This window comes from Celeribacter ethanolicus (genome assembly GCF_002407265.1).
In the GTDB taxonomy this organism is placed as follows: domain Bacteria; phylum Pseudomonadota; class Alphaproteobacteria; order Rhodobacterales; family Rhodobacteraceae; genus Celeribacter; species Celeribacter ethanolicus.
The window spans coordinates 3,229,137-3,253,547 of record NZ_CP022196.1 but is presented as its reverse complement, the minus strand read 5'-3'; the positions used below and the strand labels follow the sequence as shown (position 1 = coordinate 3,253,547).

22 protein-coding genes and 1 pseudogene are annotated in these 24,411 nt (G+C 61.3%); 10 read left to right on the top strand and 13 right to left on the bottom strand.

Features of this window, described 5'->3' with window-relative positions; genetic code table 11:
• Position 1: 1 nt before the first annotated feature.
• From CEW89_RS15980 to CEW89_RS15950, 7 genes and pseudogenes are all read right to left on the bottom strand, one after another.
• Positions 2-1,237 (bottom strand): annotated as a pseudogene (locus CEW89_RS15980) (NAD(P)/FAD-dependent oxidoreductase); the annotation flags it as partial.
• A 4-nt stretch (positions 1,238-1,241) separates the two neighbouring features.
• Entirely contained in the window at positions 1,242-2,927 is a 1,686-nt protein-coding gene (locus CEW89_RS15975) for an ABC transporter ATP-binding protein (RefSeq protein WP_198403444.1), read from the bottom strand.
• Between the two features lie 5 nt (positions 2,928-2,932).
• Positions 2,933-4,036 carry an ABC transporter permease gene (locus CEW89_RS15970; protein ID WP_096806564.1) on the bottom strand — a complete coding sequence of 368 codons (1,104 nt, stop codon included), beginning with the start codon at positions 4,034-4,036 and terminating at the stop codon, positions 2,933-2,935.
• Positions 4,037-4,113: 77 nt separating this feature from the next.
• Positions 4,114-5,481, bottom strand: coding sequence for a CmpA/NrtA family ABC transporter substrate-binding protein (locus CEW89_RS15965; RefSeq protein ID WP_096806563.1), 1,368 nt, complete (start codon positions 5,479-5,481; stop codon positions 4,114-4,116).
• Between the two features lie 243 nt (positions 5,482-5,724).
• Complete coding sequence (locus CEW89_RS15960; protein WP_096806562.1) at positions 5,725-6,900, bottom strand: CmpA/NrtA family ABC transporter substrate-binding protein; 1,176 nt, start codon at positions 6,898-6,900, stop codon at positions 5,725-5,727.
• Entirely contained in the window at positions 6,897-7,481 is a 585-nt protein-coding gene (locus CEW89_RS15955) for an ANTAR domain-containing response regulator (RefSeq protein ID WP_066702128.1), read from the bottom strand. The genes CEW89_RS15960 and CEW89_RS15955 overlap by 4 nt, the downstream gene beginning before the upstream one ends.
• 124 nt (positions 7,482-7,605) lie before the next feature.
• Positions 7,606-8,103 (bottom strand): DUF2478 domain-containing protein, encoded by a 498-nt coding sequence (locus CEW89_RS15950; RefSeq protein ID WP_066702131.1) that lies wholly within the window; start codon positions 8,101-8,103, stop codon positions 7,606-7,608.
• Positions 8,104-8,179: 76 nt separating this feature from the next.
• On the opposite strand from CEW89_RS15950, the gene mobA reads away from it, so the two are divergent.
• A complete protein-coding gene (gene mobA, locus CEW89_RS15945; RefSeq protein WP_096806561.1) occupies positions 8,180-8,791 on the top strand; it encodes a molybdenum cofactor guanylyltransferase MobA in 612 nt (203 codons plus the stop codon).
• On the opposite strand, the gene CEW89_RS15940 is transcribed toward mobA, so the two are convergent.
• Together CEW89_RS15940 and CEW89_RS15935 are read right to left on the bottom strand one after the other, a co-directional pair.
• On the bottom strand, positions 8,792-9,037 hold the full coding sequence (locus CEW89_RS15940) for a sulfurtransferase TusA family protein (RefSeq protein ID WP_238379675.1): 246 nt from the start codon (positions 9,035-9,037) through the stop codon (positions 8,792-8,794). It abuts the gene before it with no gap.
• Positions 9,038-9,089: 52 nt separating this feature from the next.
• Positions 9,090-10,040, bottom strand: a complete 951-nt coding sequence (locus CEW89_RS15935) for an isopenicillin N synthase family dioxygenase (protein ID WP_096806560.1) — start codon at positions 10,038-10,040, stop codon at positions 9,090-9,092.
• 454 nt (positions 10,041-10,494) lie between these two features.
• On the opposite strand from CEW89_RS15935, the gene CEW89_RS15930 reads away from it, so the two are divergent.
• From CEW89_RS15930 to CEW89_RS15910, 5 genes are all read left to right on the top strand, one after another.
• The gene (locus CEW89_RS15930) at positions 10,495-11,799 is read left to right on the top strand and encodes an extracellular solute-binding protein (protein WP_198403443.1); all 1,305 of its coding nucleotides are present in this window, start codon (positions 10,495-10,497) and stop codon (positions 11,797-11,799) included.
• 70 nt (positions 11,800-11,869) lie between these two features.
• On the top strand, positions 11,870-12,751 hold the full coding sequence (locus tag CEW89_RS15925) for an ABC transporter permease subunit (RefSeq protein WP_066702137.1): 882 nt from the start codon (positions 11,870-11,872) through the stop codon (positions 12,749-12,751).
• A gap of 9 nt (positions 12,752-12,760) precedes the next feature.
• The gene (locus CEW89_RS15920; RefSeq protein WP_096806559.1) at positions 12,761-13,657 is read left to right on the top strand and encodes an ABC transporter permease subunit; all 897 of its coding nucleotides are present in this window, start codon (positions 12,761-12,763) and stop codon (positions 13,655-13,657) included.
• An 11-nt stretch (positions 13,658-13,668) separates the two neighbouring features.
• A complete protein-coding gene (locus CEW89_RS15915) occupies positions 13,669-14,760 on the top strand; it encodes an ABC transporter ATP-binding protein (protein WP_096806558.1) in 1,092 nt (363 codons plus the stop codon).
• Complete coding sequence (locus tag CEW89_RS15910) at positions 14,757-15,752, top strand: endonuclease/exonuclease/phosphatase family protein (protein ID WP_096806557.1); 996 nt, start codon at positions 14,757-14,759, stop codon at positions 15,750-15,752. Before CEW89_RS15915 ends, CEW89_RS15910 begins: the two co-directional genes overlap by 4 nt.
• A gap of 3 nt (positions 15,753-15,755) precedes the next feature.
• On the opposite strand, the gene CEW89_RS15905 is transcribed toward CEW89_RS15910, so the two are convergent.
• On the bottom strand, positions 15,756-16,358 hold the full coding sequence (locus CEW89_RS15905) for a TetR/AcrR family transcriptional regulator (protein WP_157779893.1): 603 nt from the start codon (positions 16,356-16,358) through the stop codon (positions 15,756-15,758).
• 302 nt (positions 16,359-16,660) lie between these two features.
• Between CEW89_RS15905 and CEW89_RS15900 the strand changes: the two genes are divergently transcribed.
• The 4 genes from CEW89_RS15900 (at position 16,661) to CEW89_RS15885 (ending at position 20,939) form a co-directional block, all read left to right on the top strand.
• Positions 16,661-17,644 (top strand): TauD/TfdA family dioxygenase, encoded by a 984-nt coding sequence (locus CEW89_RS15900; RefSeq protein WP_066702148.1) that lies wholly within the window; start codon positions 16,661-16,663, stop codon positions 17,642-17,644.
• Between the two features lie 369 nt (positions 17,645-18,013).
• Positions 18,014-19,024, top strand: coding sequence for a TRAP transporter substrate-binding protein (locus tag CEW89_RS15895; protein WP_066702151.1), 1,011 nt, complete (start codon positions 18,014-18,016; stop codon positions 19,022-19,024).
• Between the two features lie 109 nt (positions 19,025-19,133).
• A complete protein-coding gene (locus CEW89_RS15890; protein WP_096806555.1) occupies positions 19,134-20,162 on the top strand; it encodes a ketopantoate reductase family protein in 1,029 nt (342 codons plus the stop codon).
• Between the two features lie 3 nt (positions 20,163-20,165).
• Complete coding sequence (locus CEW89_RS15885) at positions 20,166-20,939, top strand: class II aldolase/adducin family protein (RefSeq protein WP_198403442.1); 774 nt, start codon at positions 20,166-20,168, stop codon at positions 20,937-20,939.
• Between the two features lie 41 nt (positions 20,940-20,980).
• Here CEW89_RS15885 and ggpS read toward each other — a convergent pair whose 3' ends face one another.
• From ggpS to CEW89_RS15870, 3 genes are read right to left on the bottom strand one after another with little or no spacing between them, the layout of a single operon-like run.
• Complete coding sequence (ggpS, locus tag CEW89_RS15880) at positions 20,981-22,483, bottom strand: glucosylglycerol-phosphate synthase (RefSeq protein ID WP_096806554.1); 1,503 nt, start codon at positions 22,481-22,483, stop codon at positions 20,981-20,983.
• A gap of 3 nt (positions 22,484-22,486) precedes the next feature.
• Positions 22,487-23,269, bottom strand: a complete 783-nt coding sequence (locus CEW89_RS15875) for an HAD family hydrolase (RefSeq protein ID WP_096806553.1) — start codon at positions 23,267-23,269, stop codon at positions 22,487-22,489.
• A 2-nt stretch (positions 23,270-23,271) separates the two neighbouring features.
• Positions 23,272-24,378: an NAD(P)H-dependent glycerol-3-phosphate dehydrogenase gene (locus tag CEW89_RS15870; RefSeq protein ID WP_096806552.1), complete on the bottom strand. Its 1,107-nt coding sequence runs from the start codon at positions 24,376-24,378 to the stop codon at positions 23,272-23,274.
• Between the last annotated feature and the right edge of the window lie 33 nt (positions 24,379-24,411).

The following is a 24,411-nucleotide window of genomic DNA, read 5'->3' as shown; positions in this document are numbered from 1 at the left end:
CCATCACCTCCAAGGTCGGAGCAGCCACCGCGTCCTGATAGGCCGGACCGAAAATCAGCATGTCGCGCATGTCGGAAATATCGACGCCGTCGCGGATCAGATTGAAGAACCAGCCGCCATCGTCCGTATCGCCATACATCACCGTGCCCACGAGCCGCCCCTCCTCGATCACGAGGCGCTTGTAAATCGCGGCCTGCGGATCGGAATAGGTGATGCATTCGCGGCCCTGCGTCTCGCGGAAATCTCCGGCGGAGAAGAGATCGCAGCCGGTGACTTTGAGCTTGGTCGACACATCCTTGTTGACGAAGCTCGCGGGCAGATCGCGGAGCGTCTTGGCCAGAACCTTGGCCTGATCGAAAAGCGGCGCAACCAGGCCAAAGACCGCCCCGTCATGTTCGACGCACTCACCCAAGGCAAAGACATCGGGAGCGCTGGTCCGCAACTGGTCATCCACAAGAATGCCGCGCTTGGTCTCAATACCGCAGGCGCGGGCCAGAGCGATGGAGGGGCGGATGCCAACGGCCATCACCACGAGATCGCAATAGAGCATGCGCCCATCGTCCAGAAGAAGGGCGCGCGCACGGCCCTCATCATCTGCGATGACCTCTTTCGAATTGGCACCACAGATCACCTCGATGCCGCGCGCCTCCAGCGCGTCCTGCAACAGGCGAGCAGCCGGAGCGTCGAGTTGCCGGTCCATCAGGTGATCGTTGAGATGCACCACAGTGACATGCGTCCCGCGCGCGGCCATGCCCGCCGCCGCCTCAAGCCCCAGAAGCCCGCCGCCGATCACAACGGCACGCCCGTTCGGTTTTTCAGCCAAACGGACCATCTCTTCGGTGTCTTCGAGATCGCGATAGGCGATGACGCCGGGCAAATCATGGCCCGGAAGCGGGACGATAAACGGGGTCGAGCCGGTCGCGATGACAAGCTTGTCATAAGGCACTTCGCCGCGTTCACCGAACACGACGCGCCGCTCCGGGTCGATCCGTGTGACGCGTTCGCCGAAGCGGCAGGTCACGTCATGGCGGGCATACCAATCGTCATCATGGGTAACGATCTCGTCATAGCAGAGCTCCCCCGCCAAAACCGGCGAGAGCATCAGACGGTTGTAGGTTCCGCGCGGCTCCGCATTGAAAAGCGTGATGTCGAAGACCCCGGGAGCCTCGTTGATCAGGTGATCGAGAAGCCGCCCCGTGGCCATACCCGCACCGATGATGACAAGCCGTTCCGCCATATCTTTACTCCGCCGCGATGGCCTTCGGTTCAGGCTTTTTTGGTTTTGCGCCGTGCTCATATTCCTCAAGAAAATCGAGCACGTCCTGCCGGTAGGCATAGTAATCCGGGTGCTCCAGAAGCGCCTTGCGGGTGCGCGGACGCGGCAGGTTCACCTCGGTGATCTTGCCGATCGTCGCCTGCGGCCCGTTGGTCATCATCACAACACGGTCGGCCAGAAGGATCGCTTCGTCGACATCGTGCGTGACACAGATCGCGGTCACTTTCGTGCGCTCCCAGACCTCCATGAGCACCTCCTGCAACTCCCAGCGCGTCAGGCTGTCGAGCATGCCGAAAGGCTCATCGAGCAGGAGAAGTTTCGGAGAGAGGGCAAAGGCGCGGGCGATGCCCACACGTTGCCGCATGCCGTTGGACATCTCCGAGGCGGGCTTGTCCATAGCGTCGGCGAGGCCGACCCTTTCAAGATAATATTCAATGACGTCCTGCCGCTCGGATTGCGACGCACCGGGATAGACTTTGTCGACACCAATTGCCACGTTCTCCTTTGCTGTGAGCCAGGGAAACAGGTTCGGCGACTGGAACACCACGGCACGCTCCGGATCGGCGCCACGCACCTCGAACCCGTCGAGTTTGATCGCGCCTTTCGAAATGTCGTTGAGCCCGGCCGCCATGGTCAGAACCGTGGATTTGCCGCAGCCCGAGTGCCCGATCAGCGAAATGAACTCGCCCCGATTCAGTTTCAGGTTGAAGTCCTCCACAACGGTGAGTGGCCCTTTCGGGGTGGGATAAACCTTGTGGAGGCCTTCGAAAGTGAGGAATCTCTGCTCGATAAGTCCCTCTTGTGCTTTTTCCACCGCCGCGGGCACCTTTTGGTTGTGGATCGCGGTGATCCCCGGCAGCTGTTTGAAGCCTTCCGCCTTGGCTTCGATGCCCACATCCATGAGATAATTGGTCACGGCCGCGCGCAGGTGGTGGAAGGTCTCGTCATGGTTCATTTCGGTCCGGTCACGCGGACGCGGGATGTCGACCTTGAACTCTTCGCCAAGCGTCCCGTCGGGATTGAGCGCGATGATCCGGTCGGCCAGAAGGATCGCTTCGTCCACATCGTTGGTGATCAGAACGCAGGTCTTCTTGTCGGCGTCCCAGATGTGTTCGATCTCGTCGGCAAGGTTCGCCCGCGTCAGCGCATCGAGCGCAGAGAGCGGCTCGTCCAGTAACAAAACCTCCGGGTTCATCGCCAGAGCGCGGGCGACGTTCACACGTTGCCGCATCCCGCCCGACAACTCCGCCGGGCGGCGCGTCTTGGCGTGGCTCAGCCCCACCATCTTGACGTAATGATCGACTTTTTCCTGTTGCTGGGCCTTCGAAAGCCCCGGAAAAATCGCATCCACGGCCAAGGCGACGTTTTGATCGACGGTGAGCCACGGCATCAGCGAATAGTTCTGAAAAATCACGCCGCGCTCGGGGCCGGGGCCGGTCACCGGCTGGCCTTTGAACGTCACGGAACCGGTAGAGGGCGTATCGAGCCCGGCCATCAGATTGATCAGCGTGGTCTTGCCGGAGCCGGAGAACCCGAGGAGCACAAGAAACTCGCCCTCCTCGACCGAAAGGTTGATGTTCCGAAGAACTTGGGTGCGGTGCAGACCCTCACCATAGCCCTTGGACACGTTGTCGAATGTCAGGAAACCCATGTCGATCACCGGTTGTTCGTGAAGGTGAAGAGGGATTGCAGCGCATACATCACGCGGTCCAGAAGGAAGCCGATGATGCCGATGGTGAGCACGGCGACGATGATTTTTGCCAAGGATTGCGAGGAGCCGTTCTGGAATTCGTCCCAGACGAATTTGCCAAGACCGGGGTTCTGCGCCAGCATCTCGGCGGCGATCAGCACCATCCAGCCCACACCCAAGCTAAGACGCAGACCTGTGAAGATCAGCGGCAGGGCGGAGGGCAGCACGAGCTTGGTGATCTTGGACCAAGTGCCCATTTTCAGCACTTTGGAAACCGACACGAGGTCTTTGTCGATGGAGGCCACACCCAGAGAGGTGTTGATCAGCGTCGGCCAGAGCGAACAGAGCGTCACGGTGATCGCGGAGACGAGGAAGGACTTGGCGAACAGGCCATCGTTCGTCGTGTAAAGCGCGGAAACCACCATGGTCACAATCGGCAGCCAGGCGAGCGGCGAGACCGGTTTGAAGATTTGCACCAGCGGGTTGATCGCGGCGTTCGCGTAAGGAGAAAGCCCGGCGAGAATGCCCAGCGGAATGGCAATGGCAGACCCGATCAGGAAGCCGAAGAACACAGTTTTGATCGAGGTCCAGATTTGTTCGTAGTAAGACGGCGAGCCGGTGTAAGGGATGTCCTTGACCTTATCCATCTCCCCCGCCGCGATGTATTTCGCGTTGCGCGCCTCGACGCGCTCAAGGAACGTGGCCTTTTTCTCGGCCTTGGCAATGGCGTCATGATGCAGGTTCACCGCCTCTTCCCACACCGCCGAGGGACCGGGGATGGCGCCCAGAGAGGTCTGAACCTTCGGTGCAAGCGCGCCCCAGAGCATCAGGAAGCCGACGATGGCCAGAACCGGAACGCCGAGAAGCTTCCAGATTTCCTTGGCTTGCGCTTTCGGGTTGTCACCGGCGAGCGCTTTGAGGATCGGCGTCATCCAGGAGAGGCCCAGAACCTGAAACCAGGCGTCGGCCTTGTTGATCCGGGTGAAGAGTTTGGCGCGACGGGCCGCACGAGCTTTCGCTGTGGCCTCGGCGTCGAGCGCCCGTTCGTCACTTGGGTCGATAGCAGTCATTGCGGCGTCCTCACGAAAGACAGGATATTTTGAAAAAGGCGGGCACAGCGCCGCTGCGCTCGCGCAGGAGAGGTTGATTAGCCTTTGACTTCCGTCCCTACGACCACTTGCTCGCCTTTCAGACCGATCGGCAGGCTGTCGAGATAGGCGTTGGGCGCTTTGCCGTCATAGGCGATACCGTCGATGATGTCGGCAGCAGGCGTCGGCGCTTTGTAGCCATCGCTATCCCAGGGGAAGTCGGCCTCATTCGCCAGACCTTCGTCCACGAGAAGACGGGCCGCTTCGAGGTAGATCTCCGGCTTGTAGACGGATTTCGCTACTTCATCGTACCAGCTATCGGGCTTGGCTTCGGCGATTTGGCCCCAGCGACGCATCTGGGTCAGATACCAGACGGCGTCGGAATAGAACGGGCAGGTCGCATTGTAGCGGAAGAACACGTTGAAGTCCGGAACGTCGCGCTTGTCGCCTTTTTCGTACTCGAACGTGCCGGTCATGGAGTTCGCGATGACTTCCGGATCGGCGCCCACATAGTCCGGGCGGGACAGAATCTCGACGGCTTCCTGACGGTTGGCGTTGTCGTTCTCGTCAAGCCACATGGCGGCACGGATCAGCGCCTTGGTCACGGCCAGCGTGGTGTTCGGATACTGCTCGGCGAACTCGGCGGTGATGCCGAAGACTTTCTCCGGGTTGTTTTTCCAAAGCTCATAGTCGGTGATGACCGGCACACCGATGCCCTTGAACACGGCCTGCTGGTTCCACGGCTCACCCACGCAGTAGCCATAGATCGTACCGGCCTCCAAGGTGGCGGGCATCTGCGGCGGGGGCGTCACGGACAGGAACACATCGGCGCCGATCTGGCCGGTGATGTTGTCGGTGGAGTAGTAGCCCGGATGCAGACCGCCGGCGGCCAGCCAGTAGCGCAGCTCGTAGTTGTGGGTCGAGACCGGGAACACCATGCCCATGTTGAAGGGCTTGCCTTCGGATTTGTATTTTTCGACGACCGGCGCGAGAGCTGCGGCGGAGATCGGATGCTCTGGCTTGCCATCGGCCCCCATGGGAATGTTCGGCTTCATCTCTTCCCAGATCTCGTTCGACACGGTGATGCCGTTGCCGTTCAGATCCATGGAAAACGGCGTGATAATATGCGCTTCGGTGCCGAAACCGATGGTCGCAGCAAGCGGCTGGCCCGCCAGCATATGCGCACCATCCAGTGTGCCGTCGATCACGCCATCGAGCAGAACTTTCCAGTTGGCCTGCGCTTCGAGCGTCACGAAGAGACCTTCGTCATCGAAGAAGCCCTGCTCATAGGCCACCGCGAGCGGTGCCATGTCCGTCAGCTTGATGAACCCGAAGGTCAGTTCGTCTTTTTCCAGATCGAGCATCTCGGCCCAACCCGGGGCTGCGAGTGCCGTCGTGACCGCGAGGCCGAGAAGAAGCTTTTTCATCCGTGTGTCCCTGTGAAGATGAAAATACAAAAAAGCCGCCGATGGACCGCCAGGGAGGAGAAGGGCGGTCAATCGAGCGGCTTTGCTCTGTGTCCCGAATCTCCGGGACAAATTTCGTATCGCGGCATCGTTGCCTAGCGATAAGTTTGTTATGCTGGGAATCGCGCTGCGGATGCAAAGACCCTGACAAATGCGTCCAGGCAAAAATGCTGCACCCGCATCAAAATGCGAAAATTTTGTGCATCACTCCCCAGAAGGATCAAAAACGCGCCCATCGAAGAACTGATTGCGCGTCAGAATCAAATGCCCCGCTCCCGAGGCGACCGGGGTCGGCGCGCTCAGAGCCCCCTCGAGTTTCGACGAGGCCCCGGGCAAATCCGCGGAGGTCTGTGCCAAGGCCTGTCGATAGAGATCGGAACGGAACACCCCGCGCGCCACAGTGCGTGCCTGCGTCCGTTCAAGCCCGGTGCGGGCGGCAAGCTGAGTGCCGATCCATTCTGCCTGCGACCGCCAGGGGAAGGTCGCGGCCCCGTTGAAGAACTCTAGAAACCCCTCGACCCGCCGGGTTTCCCCGGTCGGCGCGATGATGATCTGGCCGGACAGCGCGCGTTCCAGCATCTCGGAGGGCAGATCGAGATAGTCCGGTCGGCTCAGAAGCTCGGAGGCAAGTGTCCGGCTGTCGGGCGAACCGAGCCAGCGTCCGGCGCGCCACACGGCCCGGATGAGCCGCCCCATCAGCGCGGTTTCCTGTTCGGCCCAGTCGGAACGCACCGCCAGCACCTTTTCCGGCGCGGCGGACCAGATCGCCGAGCCCGGCAGCAACAGCTCCCCCACACCCTCGTCCACCGCTTTCGAGCCCCAGGGCTCGCCGACGCAAAAAGCGTCGATCTCGCCCGTGGCCATGGCATCTGCCATCAGAGGCGGCGGCACGGTGCGGATGTCCACCGATTGCGGTGCCGGAAGCCCCAGCGCGGAGAGCCAGTAATACAGGAGTTCGGCGTGCATGGAGAACGGGAAGGGCACCCCGATCCGCAGCCGTCCCTTGACTGCCCCGATCAGGGCCCGGCCCGCCGCCTGTGCATCGTTGAAGGCAAAATCGTGCCCCTCGTCGCGCAGACGCGCTGCGAGAGCGTTCGACACACCGATGACATTGCCATTCATCGACAGGACGGCGACGGACGACAGCTTCGCCCCGCTCCCGCCAAGCCCCAATGCGGTCGCGACCGGAACGGGCGACAACATATGCGCGGCCTCGACCTGTCCGAAACTCAGCATGTCACGCACCGAGGACCACGACGGTGCACGTTTCAAATCAAGCGCAATGCCCTCTTCCGCGGCAAAGCCCATTTCCTGCGCCACGATCAGCGGCGCGGCATCCACCAGCGGAATGAACCCGACGGAGAGTGTTGTCGCCCTCATCCCAGCAGCCCCGCCGCCGTCACCAGAGCCTGCGCCACATCGGCCACGCGCTTGCCCTGATCCATTGCCGCCTTGCGCAGCAGGGCATAGGCCTCGTCCTCACCGATCCCCCTGGCCCGCATCAGCATGCCCTTGGCCCGGTCGATCACCTTGCGCTCCTCAAGCGCCTTCTTGGTCTCGGCCAGCTCCGTGCGCATGCGCTGGAACATGCGAAACCGCACGATGGCGGCATCCATGATCGGTTTGACCCTCTGGGCCTGCAACCCGTCGACCACATAAGCCGACACCCCGGCCTCGATCGCGGCGGTCGAAAGCGCCTCGTCGGTGCTGTCTACGAACATGGCGACGGGACGGTCGAGCGGGCCGGAAGCCAGCGCCAGCTCCTCCATCGTGTCGCGCGAGGGATTTTCGATGTCGATCAGGACCACGTCGGGATTGCGCGCCTGAATCTGCCGCGCCAACCCGTTCGGGTCGTTGATGACGGAAATGTCGAATTCTCCGGCGGCGCGCAGGCTGTCCACGATCAGTTGGGCGCGGGTGCGGTCGGTTTCGACGACGATGACGGAAAGGGGAGCACTCATGCGGTCAGATCGCGGGAAGCCAGAAAGAAAGTAAACGATTCCCGCACGGGGCGGCATGAGAGGAGCCGAAGACAGACCTGCCCTTGCCTAATTTTTAGAACATCGCGGCGAATTTTCCGGCAATTCACATTTTCCCGAGACACCACTCCCGAAGCACCGCAAGCTCCGGTGCCACCGGTTCGGCGAAGTCACCCGCATAGGCCTGGAACGCGTCGAAATTCTTGGTGTTGACGCCGAGCAGCACCGGAATGCCTTCGGACAGCGCCGTGGCGATGAGGTCGCGGAAACCGCGCCCCTCGATCTCCTGCTTGCCGAACTTGTTGATCACCACAAGATCGGCACCGGCCTCGAGCGCGGTTTCGGCATGATGCACGGCACGTTCCAGCCCGTCCGGATCGAGGCGACAGCCCTTGGCCAGGGCGCCGAGGCTCTGGGAAATCGTCACACGCGCGCCGCCGGGCAAGAGACGCAACTCCATCCGGCATTTGATCTGATTGGGAAGTTCGGTGTTGATCTGCACCGCGCCGATCACGCGCCGCCCCTCGACCTCGAACCCTTCCGCAAGCTCCGCCAGCAGGCGATCCGTACCGCCACGGTCTTCCGTCATCACATAGCCGAGCATGGCCTGCCCCTTGATTTGCCCTGCCCCCGGCATACAGAATGGCGGGCAAGAGCAAAAGCCCTATGGAGGGACCCCGATGAGCAGCTATCCCGGCGTCATTCTCGCAGGTGGCGAAGGCACCCGCCTCGGCACGGTCGACAAAGGTCTTGTGGAGATCGGCGGCGCGCGTCTGATCGAAAGGGTCATCGACCGGCTTGCGCCGCAATGCGCCACTTTGGCGATCAGTGCCAATGGCGACCCGAAACGCTATGCCGAATTCGGCTATCCGATCATCCCCGACGCCACGGCACAAATGCAGGGGCCTCTGGCCGGTGTTCTCGCCGGGCTAGACTGGGCGGCGACGAAAGGTTTCGAGGCGATCGTGACGGTCGCCACCGACACGCCGTTCTTCCCGACCGATCTTGTCGCCCGCCTGTCGCAGGTGTCCCGGCCCGAGGGGTTTGGCATCGCGGTCACAGAAGAGGATGGCAAAACGCGCTGGCATCCGACCTTCGGGCTTTGGCCGGTGAGCCTGCGCGACGATCTGCGCGTCGCGCTGGCCCGGCATCAGCGGCGCATGGTGCAATTCGCGGAAAGCAAGGGCGCTGTGCCGGTTCTGTTCGAGAGCCCCACGCCCGCAGAACTGTTCTTCAACATCAACACGGTCGAGGATCTGGCGCAGGCCGAAGAGATGTTGGCCCGCGTCTGATCACTTGCGCCGGATCAGGTAGGCCTGGCGCGCACCGCAATCTTCCATGCCGAGATAGTCATGCCCGGCCTCGTTGCAGAAATGCGGCACGTCGATCACCGCGGCCGGATCGGAGGCCAGAAGCAACAAGATCTGCCCCGGCGCCATGGCCAAGAGGCGCTTGCGGGCCTTCAGCACCGGCAAAGGACAGATCAGCCCGACCGCGTCCAGTTCTTCGTCCCAATGTGGCATATTCTCAGACATCATGGCCGAGGCTTAGGGCGCCCCCGCCTGTCTGTCCAGACGCCTTCGACGCCCCTCAGCCTCGCAGGCCACGCGCCTGACGCAGGGCCGGATCGGGAAACAGATAGGTCTCCTCGAGCCGCGTCCTGAGATACTCCGCCGCCTGAACCGGCGGATAATGCGCGGCCCCGGTGCGCGGCAGGGGCGCGATCACGCTGTCGGGATTCGGATCGAGATAGAAGGCCGCCAGCGTCCGGGGCCGGACCGGAGGCAACAAGCGATGCGGCAGGGAACGGTATTGATCATTGGTCCAGCGCATCAGCCCTTCCCCCACCAGCACAAGCAGCGCGCCAGGGATTTCCGGCACATCGCGCCACTGCCCGGATCGGCTCAGATATTGCACTCCTCCCGTGCCATCGGTGAGCACCACCGTGAGCGCCCCGTAATCGAATTGCGGCTGATTTCCGGGGGGCATACCCTGTGGCCAGGTGGGGTAATGCGACAGGCGCAGCGTCGCCATCGGATCGGTGAAATGCGGCTGGAAAAACCCCTGCGGCAGATCGAGATCGCGCTCGACGCCGCGCATCAGGGCGCGACCGAGCCCCAGCATCTCCTTGTAATAGTCGCGCATGACATCGCGAAACATGTCATCCTCCGGCCAGAGGTTCGGCCCCCGGAACGGCTCGCCTGCCTGCACGCGCGGATCGCTCTCCGGGAGATCCAGCCCGAGGCTGAAACTTTCCTTGGCCAAAGGCGTTCCGGACGCGCCACCGAGCATTTCGACACCCGAGGCCGCCCAACCGCGATTGATCGGCGAATGACGGATGTCGAGCGACGCCTTCTCCGCCTCTGGCAGAGCAAAGAAACTCTCGGATGCGTTCAGCACCTCGCGCAGAAGTCCTCGCGGGATGCCGTGTTCGGACAGCAGGAATACGCCTTCGTCACGACAGGCCTGCCCCACCTGTCTTGCAAATCCGAGCGGGTCCTTGCCCGAGGCCTGTAGTCGAAAATCCAGTAAAGGTATCATTTGAAAATCTCTCGAATGGTCACCTGCGCCTCCTCCTCCCAAATGATCCGCAGGCCGATCACCGGGTCGGTTCAGGATACATGCGCGATGCCCGCCCGGAGAGCACAACCCAAGGGAGAACGGCTTGAAAATTTAAAAATGGTCAAAGCACGGGCTGTTTTTCATCCAGAAGATCAAATCCGGTGCATCCATGGTGCGGCAGCCTGTCGCAGTTATGCACAGGTTCACACCGAAGCGTGCACGGCTTGCGACCTAAAATTTGTCATAACGGTAAAAAATCCTTCACAGAACCATCACACTCTCCCGGCATGTGGTCGCCTGTGCAGGACCGGCCTGGGCTCAGCCCGGCCTTCGATGTCTTGCGCCTCCTCCATGAGGGGGAAGCACCGTGCGCCACAGACAGCGGGCGCCTCACCATGACAGGCCCGGATCGGGTCCAGACCGGAGACGTAAGATGAACACGATGAAGATTACGGCGGCTGCCGCCGCTTTCGCCCTCGCAGGCACCGCCGCTTTCGCGGAAACCGAGATCACCTGGTGGCACGCCATGGGCGGCAATCTGGGCGAGACCGTCAACAAAATCGCCGAAGGCTTCAACGCCTCGCAGGACGAATACAAGATCACGCCGATCTTCAAAGGCTCTTACGAAGAGACCCTGACCTCCGGCATCGCCGCTTTCCGTGCGGGCGAACAGCCGAACATCATGCAGGTGTTTGACGCCGGGTCCGCCACCGTGATCGGTGCCCAAGGCGCGACCGTGCCGGTGCAGGATCTTTTGTCCGAGAACGGTGTCGATTTCGACATCAACGACTACATCCCGGGTGTGCGGTATTTCTACGCCGACAATCAGGGCAAGATGATCGGCATGCCGTTCAACTCCTCCTCGCCGGTGATGTATTACAACGCCGACGCGCTGGCCGCCGCTGGCGTCGAAGTGCCGACCACCTACGAAGAATTCGAAGAGATCGCGCCGAAGCTCAAAGAGGCCGGTTACATCCCGCTCGTGCAGACGCACCTGCCGTGGGAATTCGTCGAGAACTTCCATTCCCGTCACAACCTGCCGTTTGCGACCAACGCCAATGGCTATGACGGCGCTGAAGGCACGCAGATCCTCGTCAACTCCGACGAGATGAAAATGCACTTCACCAAGGTCAAGGAATGGCTCGACGAAGGCTATTTCGGCTTCTTCGGCACCGGTTGGGACGACAACCAGGCGCAATTCGAAGACGGCAAAGCCGCGATGTACATCGGCTCCTCGGGTGACTTCGGCGGCCTGACCACGAAAGGCATGTCCTTCGAGTGGGGCTCCGCCTACCTCCCCTACTGGGCGTCGATCACTGACGAGGGCTACCAGACCTTCATCGGCGGCGCGGCTCTGTTCGCGATGTCCGGCAAATCCGCAGAAGAAAACAAAGCGACCGCCGAGTTCTTCCGCTACCTGACCTCGCCGGAAGTTCAATACATGTGGCACCGTGAAACCGGTTACGTTCCGGTCACCACCGCCGCTTACGAGCTGGCCAAAGCCGATGGTCACTACGACCGTTTCCCGGCCGCTGAAACTGGCCCGAAACAGCTGATGCTGCAAGCTGGGGAAAACACCCGTGGCTACCGCATGGGCTTCTACGTCCAAATCCGTGACGTGGAAAACCGTGAACTGGGTCGTGTGCTCTCCGGCGAGACCACCGTCGAGGACGCTCTGGCCACGATCGAAAAAGAAGGCAACGAGCTTCTCGCCCGTTTCGCCAAGACCCAAGGGTAATTCCGGTCTTCAAGACATCTCTGGCGGCCGCGTCCTCGCGGCCGTCAGGCTTTTGCGAAAGGTCCCTCTCATGAAACGCGCAGGCTTTGCCTCCCGCTGGTTGCCGATCCTCCTTCTGGTGCCGCAGCTCTCGATCATCCTCGTCTTCTTCTACTGGCCCGCTGCCTATGCGGTAAAATCGTCTTTCTACCTGCAAGACCCGTTCGGCTTCGGGCAGACCTTTGTCGGGCTGGAAAACTACAGTTCACTGGCAGACTCCGCCGAATATCTCAGAGTGACGAATTTCACCGTGGTGTTCACGGTTTTGGTGACGTTTTTCTCGCTGGCGCTGGCGCTGTTGCTGGCGGTGAAGGCGGATAAGGTGATCCGGGGCGCGAAGAGCTATCGCACACTGTTGATGTGGGTCTATGCGGTCGCGCCGCCAGTGGCGGGCTATATGGGGCTGATCCTGTTCAACCAGCGCTGGGGGCCGCTCACGGAGCTATTCGGCATGTTCGGTTGGGAGTTCAACCTGCGGGCGGATTATTTCGATACGGCCTTTGCCATGGTGGTCGTCTCCGTCTGGAAACAGGTGCCGGTGAATTTCATCTTCTTCCTCTCCGGGCTGCAGAGCATTCCGAAATCCGTGCGCGAGGCGGCCCTGATCGACAACCGTTCCGCCTCTGGCCGGTTCTGGGACGTGACCTTTCCGCTCCTGGCCCCCACCGGTTTTTTCCTCCTGATCATCAACATCACCTACGCGCTCTTCGACACCTTCGGCGTGATCGACACGCTGGTGAAAGGCGAGCCCGCGAACAATCCGATGACGCTGGTCTACAAGGTCTATATCGACGGCTTCCGCGGCAATGACCTTGGCGGATCGTCGGCGCAATCGGTGGTTCTGATGCTGTTGGTTTTGGCGCTGACCGTGTTCCAGTTCCGCATGGTCGAAAAACGCATTCATTATACGTGAGGCAGGACAATGGCTGACATCTCCCTCTCCACCGCCACGCCGGTCATCCCCCGCCGTCGTTTTCTCTGGTCCACTCTGGTGGACCACGCGGTGCTCATCACCGGCGCGCTCATCATGTTCTTTCCGCTTCTGGTCATGCTGCAAACCGCCTCGACACCCGATGTCGAGACGATGAAATACGGCCCCGGCTTGTATTTCGGCGACCAGCTCGACGACAATTTCCGCAAAGCGATGTTCGAGGCCTCGGGCTTCTCCGGCGAGAACACCGGGCTTTCGATGTTCAAGAACTCGCTGATCCTCGGCCTCGGGTTCGCGATTGGCAAGATCGTCATCGGCATGATGGCCGCCTATGCTATCGTCTATTTCCGCCTGCGGTTCGCGACTTTTGCCTTCTGGCTGATCTTCACCACGCTTTTGCTGCCCCTCGAAGTGCGCATTCTGCCCTCCTACGAGATCACGCAAAAACTGGGCCTTCTGAACACCTACACCGGTCTCATCGTGCCGCTGATCGCTTCGGCCACCGCGACGTTTTTCTTCCGCCAGTTCTTCCGCTCCGTGCCCGAAGAGCTGGTCGAAGCCGCCCGCATCGACGGCGCGGGGCCGGTGAAATTCTTCATCGACATCCTCGTGCCGCTCTCGCAAACCATGATCGCCGCGATGTTCATCATCATGTTCGTCTATGGCTGGAACCAGTACCTCTGGCCAACGATGATCACCACGGACGAAGGCATGTACACCCTCGTGCGCGGCATCAAACGGATCGTTCAGGTGCTGCAAGGCGGCAATGAAATCCCCGAATACGGACGCGCGAATGTGCTGGCGATCATCGCCGTTCTGCCGCCCGTCGCCATCGTCATTTTCTTCCAGAGCTGGTTCGTCAAGGGCCTCACGGAATCCGACAAATAAGGACAACATCAATGGCTCAGGTCACTTTGGACTCTGTCCGCAAAATCTATCCGAACGGCGTTGAGGCCGTCACCCCCGCAAGTTTTCAGATCGAGGACGGTGAATTCGTCGTTCTGGTCGGTCCGTCGGGCTGCGGGAAATCCACGCTCCTGCGTATGATCGCGGGGCTTGAGGACATCACCGAGGGCGCGCTTTCCATCGGCGACAATGTGGTCAACACGCTCGACCCGGCGGATCGCGACATTGCCATGGTGTTTCAAAACTACGCGCTCTACCCGCATATGACGGTGCGCAAGAACATCGCCTATGGTCTCAAGAACCGCAAAACGCCGAAAGACGTGATCGCGCAAAAGGTCGATGAGGCGGCAAAGATGCTCAACCTCACAGACTATCTCGACCGTAAACCGGCGCAGCTTTCCGGCGGTCAGCGTCAGCGCGTCGCCATGGGCCGCGCCATCGTGCGCGACCCGGCGCTGTTTCTGTTTGATGAGCCTCTCTCGAACCTCGACGCAAAGCTGCGCAACCAGATGCGGATCGAGATCAAGGCGCTTCAGCGTCGTCTCGGCGTCACCTCGATCTACGTCACCCACGATCAGGTCGAAGCCATGACCATGGCCGACCGCATCATCGTGTTGAACGGCGGCAGGATCGAACAGATCGGCACGCCGTCGGAGATTTACCACAACCCGGCCTCGACCTTCGTCGCCTCCTTCATGGGCGCGCCGCCGATGAACCTCGTGGCGGCCGAAATGCAGAACGGCACCCTGAGTTTTGCCGGGCTGGAACTGCCGCTCGCCTCGTCGATGCGCGGCCCGGTGACACTGGGCCTGCGACCCGAGGATTTGATCATCGACAACCACGGCCCGCTGGCGATGGAGGTCGAGTTGATCGAGGAACTGGGCGCGCATCGTCTGTTGCACGGCCAGGTCGACGGCCAGCGCCTCACCGTGCATCTCGCCAAGGAAGAACAGGTCGCGCTTGGCCCCCTGCGTCTGTCCTTTCGGGTGCAGAACCTCTGCCTGTTCCACCCCGAAACCGGCGCGCGCATGGATAGCGGCTTTGCCTTCAACCTCGCGCAGGACCGGATGGAAGAACGCGCATGATCTCGCTTTTGGACAGCCTGCCCCCGGTCACCGACGACCAACGCAACACTCTGTTGTCCGCGCCCCGCACCGCCGACGCGCATCGCGCCATGATGGCGGATGTGCTGGCGATGAATGCCGTGCAGATCGGCGGCACGGCGACGCAGAAGGTCTTGCCCTCTGAAATCACCATAGCGGCCTGGAATGTCGAACGGTGTCTCTTTCCCGCCGACACGGCCACGCATCTGATGCCGCTGGCGCCCGATGTGGTACTCCTGTCCGAGGTCGATCACGGCATGTCCCGCACCGGCCAGCGCCACACCACCGAAGAGGTCGCCGAGGCGCTTGGCATGGGCTATGCTTTCGGCGTCGAATTCTTTGAGATGGGATTGGGCGGGCCGACCGAGCGGCATTTCTGCCAAGACGATGCCAATGCGTTGGGCTGGCACGGCAATGCGGTGCTCTCCAAGGTGCCTTTCGACAAGGTGACGCTCATTCGCCTCGACAATCACGGCCATTGGCTCGCTGAGGCGAGCGGCGCCGACCCGGAGCAGCCGCGCCTTGGCGGACGCATGGCGATTGCCGCAGTGCTCCCGACAAAGGCGGGCGAGATTTGCGTCGTCTCCACTCATCTGGAAAGCAATGCCGGACCTGCGCATCGCCATGCGCAATTCGAGCTTTTGCTCGACGCGCTCGATGAGTTTGCGCCGGGGATGCCTGTGCTGATCGGCGGCGACCTGAACACCGGCAACCACATCCCGCCCCACTTCGACCATCGCGACGAGACGCTCTTTGATCTGGGGGAGACGCGCGGTTACGACTGGGGCTTCACCGCCCCCGGCATGACCACGCGTCCGTCCTTGATCACACCACACCCGGAGCGGGTGATGAAGCTCGACTGGATCGCCGCGCGCGAGATGCGCTGTCTCGACAAGGGCGTGTTGTCGTCTCTCGACACCAACAACCGCCCGCTCGCGGATCACGATTGCGTCTGGGCACGGGGCGCGCTCTGAGCGTCAGGGGCGGGCGAGCAAAAGATCGAGGCTCGCCCGCACCCGCTGTTTCAATGCCTCGGGCGTTTCGCCAGTGAACATGTAGCCACAGCTCAGCGTGACGGAATACACTGAAATCGCCCGCATCCGGGCCTCCTCCGGAGAGAAGCCCGTAGCGGCGAACTGGCGGGTGAAGAACTCCAGTCGTTCGGCATCGACCTCGGTCAACCCCGCACGCACCGTATCGTCGCTCTGGCTCCATTGCCGCATCGCCACCTCGGAGGCGATGTCGTAATCGCCCAGGGTGACGAATTCGGCAACATGCCAGATGCGCTCCTCGGGCTGGGTGTAACGCTCTTCGACATGCCTGATCAGACTGGTGGTCTCCCGCCCGCGCCAATAGGCGAACAGCGTGTCGAGAAAATCCTGACGGTCCCGAAAATGCCAGTAAAAGCTGCCCTTGGTCACCTTCATCGCCTTGCAGACCTGATCAATCCGAAGACCGCCGGGGCCGGTCTGACCGAGGATCGCCAGCCCCGCATCGAGCCAGTCTTCCTTGCCTAAACGGTCTTCTTTCATCCGTCCCGAGTTGGAGCCGGTCTTTCGCGTCTTCCCTGAGTCCGTCATCTGACTGCTCCCTGTTGCGATCTGCGAAGTGGGCTTGCGCCTCTTTTCGCCTGTTTTTAGGGCAATTTCCACGCCCATCCAACCGGAAGATTATTATTTTGCAAGTCTGTACCAAATGGTATTGACTCAAATTTCATCTCCGCAAAAGTCTATACCACTTAGTACGGAGATTCGACAACATGAACCACACGGATGGAAACGCACAGTCCTGCGCACGCTGCGCCGTCTGTTCCTGCCATGGTGACGACCGTCTCTCCGCCCCGGAACATTCCGCACACGCACAGGCTGGAAAGGACCAGAACATGAGCATCATTCTGACAGAGAAAATCACAACGCCCGCGGCCTGGGTCGCCCAGGATTTCGACCGGGACGACAGTTGGGTTCACATGCTGAGCGCGGAACAAATCGCCGCAATCGACGCCGCGCTCGCCGGCCTGAAGGACAAGGGCCTGTCTTTTCCACATTTCACCCGCGCGGATTTCCCCCTCGGCCCGCTCGAAGCGGAACTGACACACTGTGCCGACGAGTTGGAAAATGGGCGCGGTTTTCTCGTGCTGCGTGGGTTGCCAATCGGGAACTACAGCGATGTGGAGATCGACACGCTGTATTTCGGCATCGGCCTGCATCTCGGTGAGCCGGTGGGCCAGAACCCGCGCGGCGATCTGATCGGCAAAGTGATGGCCGTGGGCGACGCTAATAAGAAGGACACCCGTGTCTACGAGACCAACCTCTACCTGCCCTATCACTCCGATCCGTCCGACGTGGTCGGGCTTCTGTCCGTGCGCAAGGCACGCGAGGGCGGCCTCAGCAGTCTGATCAGCGTTGCGTCGATCTACAACGTGATCCTTGAAGAGTACCGCGAATTCCTCGGGCTCTACTATCGTCCTTGGTATTTTTCGCATCTCTGCGAGGACACCCCGTCGCTGTCGCCGATCTTCAGCTTTCACGAGGGCAAGCTGAGCTGTCGTTACCTGCGGCAATATCTCGAACTCGGGCATGAGATCATGAACCAACCGCTTTCCAAAGTCGAAATCGAGGCGCTGGACCTGTTCGATACGATCATCGACACGGATGCGCTGCGGCTCGACATGATGCTGGAGCCTGGCGATCTGCAATTCGCCAACAATTACGCCGTACTGCACTCTCGCAACGCCTTCCTCGACCATGACGAGCCGGAGAAGATGCGCAAGTTGTTGCGGCTCTGGCTGAAGATGCCGAACGCCCGGAAACTCGCCCCTGAATTTCCCGGACGCAACGGTTTTCCGCTGCCGGAAGCGGTCGCATAAGCGGCGCTCTGCGCGGTGTGAAACCTGTGCCCCGTCCTTTTGGCGGGGCACAAATAAAGGAAATATACCGTTATTGCAGCACAGAACAGCCCCTGAAACGCCGCACTCATGCCCGGCGAGGGGCTTCCGGAAAGCCCGGATGAAAATTTGGGCACCAAAGGGGAAATTCCACAATGCAATGAAGTAAAGAAGAAACTTCGGATCTGACAGGGTATGAACAACGGCCAGATTGGGAAATTACAGCACAGAGTGACATCCCCTCTTCCCCTGAAGCCCATCTGTCGTAATATTCACTTAATTCCGTCCACAGAGACCGGAACGTCAAAAGCCCTGCAACGACGGGGCACACACACGCATCAGGGAAACCACATGAAACACCTATTGCCCGCAACCGCACTGTCGCTTCTGCTCGCAGGCCCGTCTTTCGCCGAAACCGTGCTGACAGTCGCGAACTGGTTGCCGCCGTCGCACCCGCTCGTCTCCGAAGTGATCGTGCCGATGACCGAGGAAATCGCAGAGGCCACCGGCGGCGAAGTGGTCGCCAATATCCTGCCCGCCCCGCTCGGGCCGCCGGGGGCGCATTTCGATTTCGCGGTGAATGGCGTGGCCGACATCACCTTCTCCGTGCAGGGCTATACGCCGGGCCGGTTCAAGACCACCAACATCGCCGAGATTCCCTTTCTGAGCGACAGCGCCGAAGTGACCTCTGTCGCCTATTGGCGCACCTGGGACGCGATGCTCAAGGACGCGGGCGAATACGATCAGGTCAAGGTGCTTGCGGTTTTCACTCACGGCCCGGGCGAGATTTTCCTGAAAGACACCGATCCGACGGCAGTCGATCTGATGAAGGGGCAGAAAATCCGGGTCGGCGGCGGCATCGTGCACGAGATCGCCACGAAACTCGGCGCCGTGCCGGTCGAAGGCCCGTCCTCGAAAGCCTATGAACTTTTGTCCCAGGGGGTCGCCGACGGCATCCTGTTCCCCTATGAATCGGTCAGCTTCTTCGGCCTGATCCCGCAGCTCGACATCGGCGTCTCCGTGCCCGGCGGACTCTACAACACCTCTTTCTACATCGTCATGAACAAGGCGAAATACGACAGCCTGACGCCCGAACAGCAGGCGGCGATCGACAGCGTGACCGGCGAGCATCTGTCCCGCATGGCCGGCCAGATGTGGGACCGCGTCGATGCGGCGGGGCTTGCGGCAATGGAAGGCAAGATTGCCGTCACCCCCGCAACCGAGGAACAGATGGCCGCGTGGAAAGAAGACCTTCAGCCGATCATCGACGCGAAACTCTCGCAAGTGTCGGAAACCGGCGTCGATGGCCCGGCGGCCTATGAAATGATGCTCTCCGAGATCGCCAAGCTCTCGGCGGAATAATCCGAAACAGGGTCCGGGGAACCGGGCCCTTCCTCCCACAGCGGAACAGCCTCACGAACGCCTTTCGGGCGGATGGCCGAGGCTTGTCTGCACAACCGAACAAAACACCATGACAACGCACCCCTTCGACATCGCCGTGATCGGCGCGGGCAATATCGGCACCGCCATGGCGGCGCTTTTGTCACGCTCCGGCGCGCAAGTGCATCTTGTCGCCCGTGGCGCACGGCTTGCCGAGGTCCGGACGAGCGGCGTCACTCTGGATGACCGGGGCGATGTGCTCCACGCCAGACCCGAAACGGTGGCCAGATTGACCCGACCGATGGATGCGGTCTTTCTCTGTGTGAAATCGCAAAGCCTTGCCGCCGCGGTACGCGACAACGCGGCGGGGATCGGACCGGACACATTGGTCATTCCGATGGTCAACGGCCTGCCCTTCTGGTTCTTCGCAACACCCCATGACATGGGCGACATCCCCCATCTCGACCCGGCGGGCGATCTCGCCGCGCTGCTGTCGCCGAGGCAAATTCTGGGCGCCGTGCTTCTGATGACCGTGCGGATGGAGGGAGATCGTGCACTCTCATCGAACACACCGACCCTGAGCCTCGGGCCGGTCACCGAAGGAGCGGACAAACCCCGCATCGACGCTCTGATCGAGGTGCTGGAAGCTGGCGGGGTGCGCACCGATCTGAGCGAGGACATTCGCCAGAAGGTGCTTGTCAAACTCCTCGCCAACCTCGCCACCAACCCATTGACCGCCCTGAGCGGTGCGATGCTCGAAGAGGTCGGTCAGACGCCGCTGCTGCGCGAGATCGCCACACGGCTTGCCACCGATTTTCGCAACTGGGCCACCATCCGGGGGTTCGATCTGCCCGGCAATGACTGGCTGGTCGATCTCATGATCGACGCGGGATCGTTCCCGACCTCGATGCTTCAGGATGCGCAAGCCGGGCGGGCGCTCGAGCTGGATGCGATCTGCCGCGCGCCTCTCGCGCTCTCACGTCGCGACGGGATGGATATGCCGCTTCTCGCGGGTCTGATCGCGGAGGTCGAAACCCATCCCATTCTCCCCCTGCCCGGGGCCGCCCTGCCTGCGGCACTCGACGGGCTTCTCACCCACACCGCGTCTCCGAAAGGATAAGTCATGAACACAACCTCGACCGTGACCAAGGATGCAAGCCCCATGGCGGGCATGACCGAAGCCGAGCTGCGCGTCCAGCTTGCCGATTTCTATCATCTGGTGAGCTATCTCGGCTGGACTGAACTGATCTTCAACCACATTTCCGTGCGGCTCCCCGGCGAGGAACATGCCTATCTGGTGAACCCGATGGGGCTGCATTACGACGAGGTGACACCGGAGAATCTTCTGGTCGTCGGCGTCGATGGCAAGCTCAAGCGCGAAAGTCCCTACAAGCCCAACCCGGCTGGCTTTGCGCTTCATGGCGTGATTCACGAACACCGCCCGGATGTGGGATGTATCGCCCATACGCACACCACCCCGATCTCCGCCATCGTGATGAAAGAAGCGATGATCGACCATAACAATTTCAACGGCGCGCAGCTTTACGGTCGGGTCGGTTATCACGCTTTCGAAGGCATCACGATCTACGACGAAGAGCGCGACCGCATGCTCGAAGCCCTCGGCGACAAACACGTTCTGGTGCTCAGGAACCACGGTATTGCGGTCTGCGAAGCCGATATTCCACTGACCTTTTTCCTTTTGTGGACCGTACAGCGCGCCGCCGAAATCCAATGCGCGGCTGCGGCGATCCCCGGGCCGAATGTGCAATTGCCGGAAGCGATCAAGGAAAAATGCGCCGCAGATGCCCAGCGCCTCAAGGACAACGCCGCATTCGCGACGCTGCTGTTCGATGCCATGGTACGCAAGATGAAACGCGAGCGGCCCGAGTTCGCGTAATCATCCAAGGTCGCGGAAAAGGGGCGCGAAAGCGTTCCTTTTCATGCCGCCGGGGATGCCAGCGCGGGCAGGACACCCGATCCGAAAGCCTGCATCTGATCCTCCGCCCAGAACCGGATGTCCTGTTTCACGACCATCTGGCGATTGGCCTTCATCCGGCCCTTGCGATCCTCAGGCGCCATATCCAGTGCGAACTGGATCGCCCCGTCCATCGACTTGTGCGAGAACGGATTGGTCGGCACGGCGGCGGCCAGTTCGACCGCGGCACCGGCGAATTCGGAGAGCACCAGCACCCCGTCGCCATCGGTGCGCGCGGCACAGAATTCCTTGCACACAAGGTTCATCCCGTCGGCCAGCGGCGTAATCCAGGCAACATCGGCGGCGCGATAATAGGCCACGAGATCGGTGAATTTCACCGGCCTTGAGATCAGAGCAATAGGTTGCCAGTCAAAGGACCCGTAACGCCCGTTGATCCGCCCGGCGAGCTGTTCCAGCGCCTGCTGGATTTCCTCATAAGCGGTCATGTTGGAATTCGCGGCCACGGACACATGCATCAGCCGCACCTTGCCGCGCAAATCGGGCCGGGCTTCAAGAAGCCGTTCGAAACTTTCGAGCTGCTCGATCCCGCCCTTGGTGTAATCGGTGCGTCCGACGGAGAGGATCAGTTTCGCCTCCCCCAGCTCGGAATAGATCGCTTTGACCTTACGGGCGGTTTCCTCACGCGCGGCGACCTCTTCGATGTAGGACACATCGACGCCGACGGGGCTGGCCTGAAGCCGGATGGTGCGGTCCTCATAGCCGATCTCGGTGACCACGGATTGCTCGGAAAGCGCCGAAGTTTCGGCGGCCAGTTCCGGCTTCACCTTTTCGCGCTTGAGCGTCTCGACTTCGAGAAGCGAGCGCGCCGCAGAGACGAAATTGTTCACGTAACGCGGAATGTGGAACCCCACGACATCGCAGGCCAGAAGGCTCTCCAAAATCTCCTTGCGCCACGGCAGCACGTTGAAAATATCGGCGCTCGGGAACGGCGTGTGATGGAAAAAGCTGATCTTCACATCCGGACGCAGCGTCCGCAGATAACCGGGCACGAGCCACAGGTTGTAATCGTGAATCCACACGACAGCCCCCGGCGCGGCCTCGGCGGCTGCGGCCTCGGCAAAGGCCCAGTTCACCTCGCGAAAGGTCGGCCAGTCGACCGGGTCGTAATTGTAGCGCTCCTTGAAACCATGCAGGATCGGCCAGAATGCCTCTTTCGACGACACATGATAGAAACTCGTCACCTGTTCCGGCGTCAGAGGCAGGCGCGAGACGGTGTATTTGCCATAGGCGTCGTCAATCTCGATCACACGTTCGAATTCAGGCTTCGCCGGGTCTTCGGCATGCTTCCACGCGATCCACGCCCCCTTGTCGAACCGGCCGAAGAAACTCTTGAGCGTCGGAACGATGCCATTGGGGCTCTTGTTTTCGCGATATTCTATTTTGCCATTCACCTCGACTTCTTCGTAGGGCTGGCGGTGGTAAACGATCACCAGATCGGACGGCATGGGTCAGTCTCCTTTCGGTGTCTCATGAAGATCGAGTGCGGCGATGGCCTCAAGGATCCCGGCGGCGCCATGCGCACTGGCATGGTAGACCGTCCCCTGACCTTCGAGCCGCGATTTGAGCGCAGTTTCGGAATTGCCCACAGCGACGGCGGGCAGACCGCTTGCAAGCATGGAAAAGTCGTTGAGCGTATCGCCCGCGCAGAGCACACGCGCCTCCGGGATGCCCAGATGCGCGATCAGACGTTTGATCGACGGTCCCTTTGAGACGCCTTTCGGCAGAACATCGAAATAGCGATTGTCGGAAATGAGCCAGTCGAGCCCCATCTCCTCCACCCGCGCTTCGGCCACGTTGTCATATTTGAGGGGTGTCAGATCGTAACTCACGCGATAGCGAAACGCGGTCGGTTGCAGCTTCAGCCCCGGCAATCCGTCGAGCGCATCGCGCACCCGCGGCCCGGCGTCGTTCCAGCGTGCGGCAATATCTTCTTCGAGCGCCGGGATCGGTTCCACATGGCCATCCTCGCGCACATGGGCAATCGTGGTGCCGACATCGCCCACGACATATTCCGGCCATGGCAGGCCGCATTCGCGACACATCTCCATGATGAACTCGGGATCGCGTCCGGTCACGAAGATCAGCCCCACGGTGTCGCGATTGGCTTCGATCCAGTCGTAGAGCGTGGTCCGCTCGGCGTCCGTTCCACCGAGAAACGTGCCATCGAGATCGGTCGCAAGGGTAAAGCGGCGCGCGGCGATGGCCGGGCGCGGGGAAACATGAACATTCATTTTCAGTTCACTCCGAATTGCAATGGAAGGTCGGGCGAAGGATGCGCGAGCGAGAGATCGAGCGCATAGGGTTCGGCCTCGATCGGACGGGTCCAGAGCGCGTTGAACGCCTCTTGCAGGTCGGCACCTTTATGTAGCACAGCATTCACCGTCTCGCAGATCGGCATGGGAACCCCGATGCGATGCGCCAGATCGGTGACCGAGACGGCATTCACCTCACCCTCAACCACCACGGGCCGTCCTTCAAAACAGGAGGGGCGTGGTGTGCCTTGGCCAAGCTGATAGCCCAGTGACATGTTGCGCGAAGTGGTGGAACTACAGGTGAGCGTCAGATCGCCCGCGCCCGAAAGCCCGGTGACGGTTTCACGCTTGCCCCCCAGCGCCTGCGCCAGAAGCTTCATCTCGTCGATACCCCGCGTGATCAGCGCCGCGCGGGTGTTTTCGGCAAAGCCCGCGCCCGACATCATGCCACAGGCAATGGCAATCACATTCTTGACCGCGCCGCCAACCTCGACACCGACCAGATCGTCGGACACGTAGGGCCGGAACCCGCCGCCGGAGAGCGAGAGGGCCAGCCGCGCCGCCGGGCTTTTCTCCGGCGCAAGACGGTCCCGATAGGAAAACGGAAAAGCCACCGTGGCCGCCGTCGGATGGTCGAGGGCAGTTTCGCGGGCAAAGGTGGGTCCGGACACCGCACCGACCGGATGCCCGGGTAATTCCTCTGACACGACCTCGGACAGCAGATAACCGCTGCGCCGCTCGACGCCCTTGCAGGCCAGCGCAATCGGCACGGCTTCGGGCAGGTGCGGCTTGATCGCCTGACACATGGCGCGCAATGTCGCCGAAGGGGTGACCATCAGAACCGCTTCGGTCCCGGTCAGCGCGGCGTTCAAGTCGGAGGTCGCGATGAGCCCACCGGGAAGGTCGACATCCGCAAGGTAATCGTCATTCCGGGAGGTTGCAGTGATCCGTTCGGCCAGAGCGGGACGACGTGCCCAGAGGCGGACATCGTGACCGTTTCGGCCCAGAACGGAGGCGAGCGCAGTGCCCCAGCTACCGGCACCGAGAACGGTGAGGCGGCGCAGGGGCTGCGGCGGGGTATAGGGCATTGAATCCTTGATCGGGAGCTCCTTCGGGTGCTC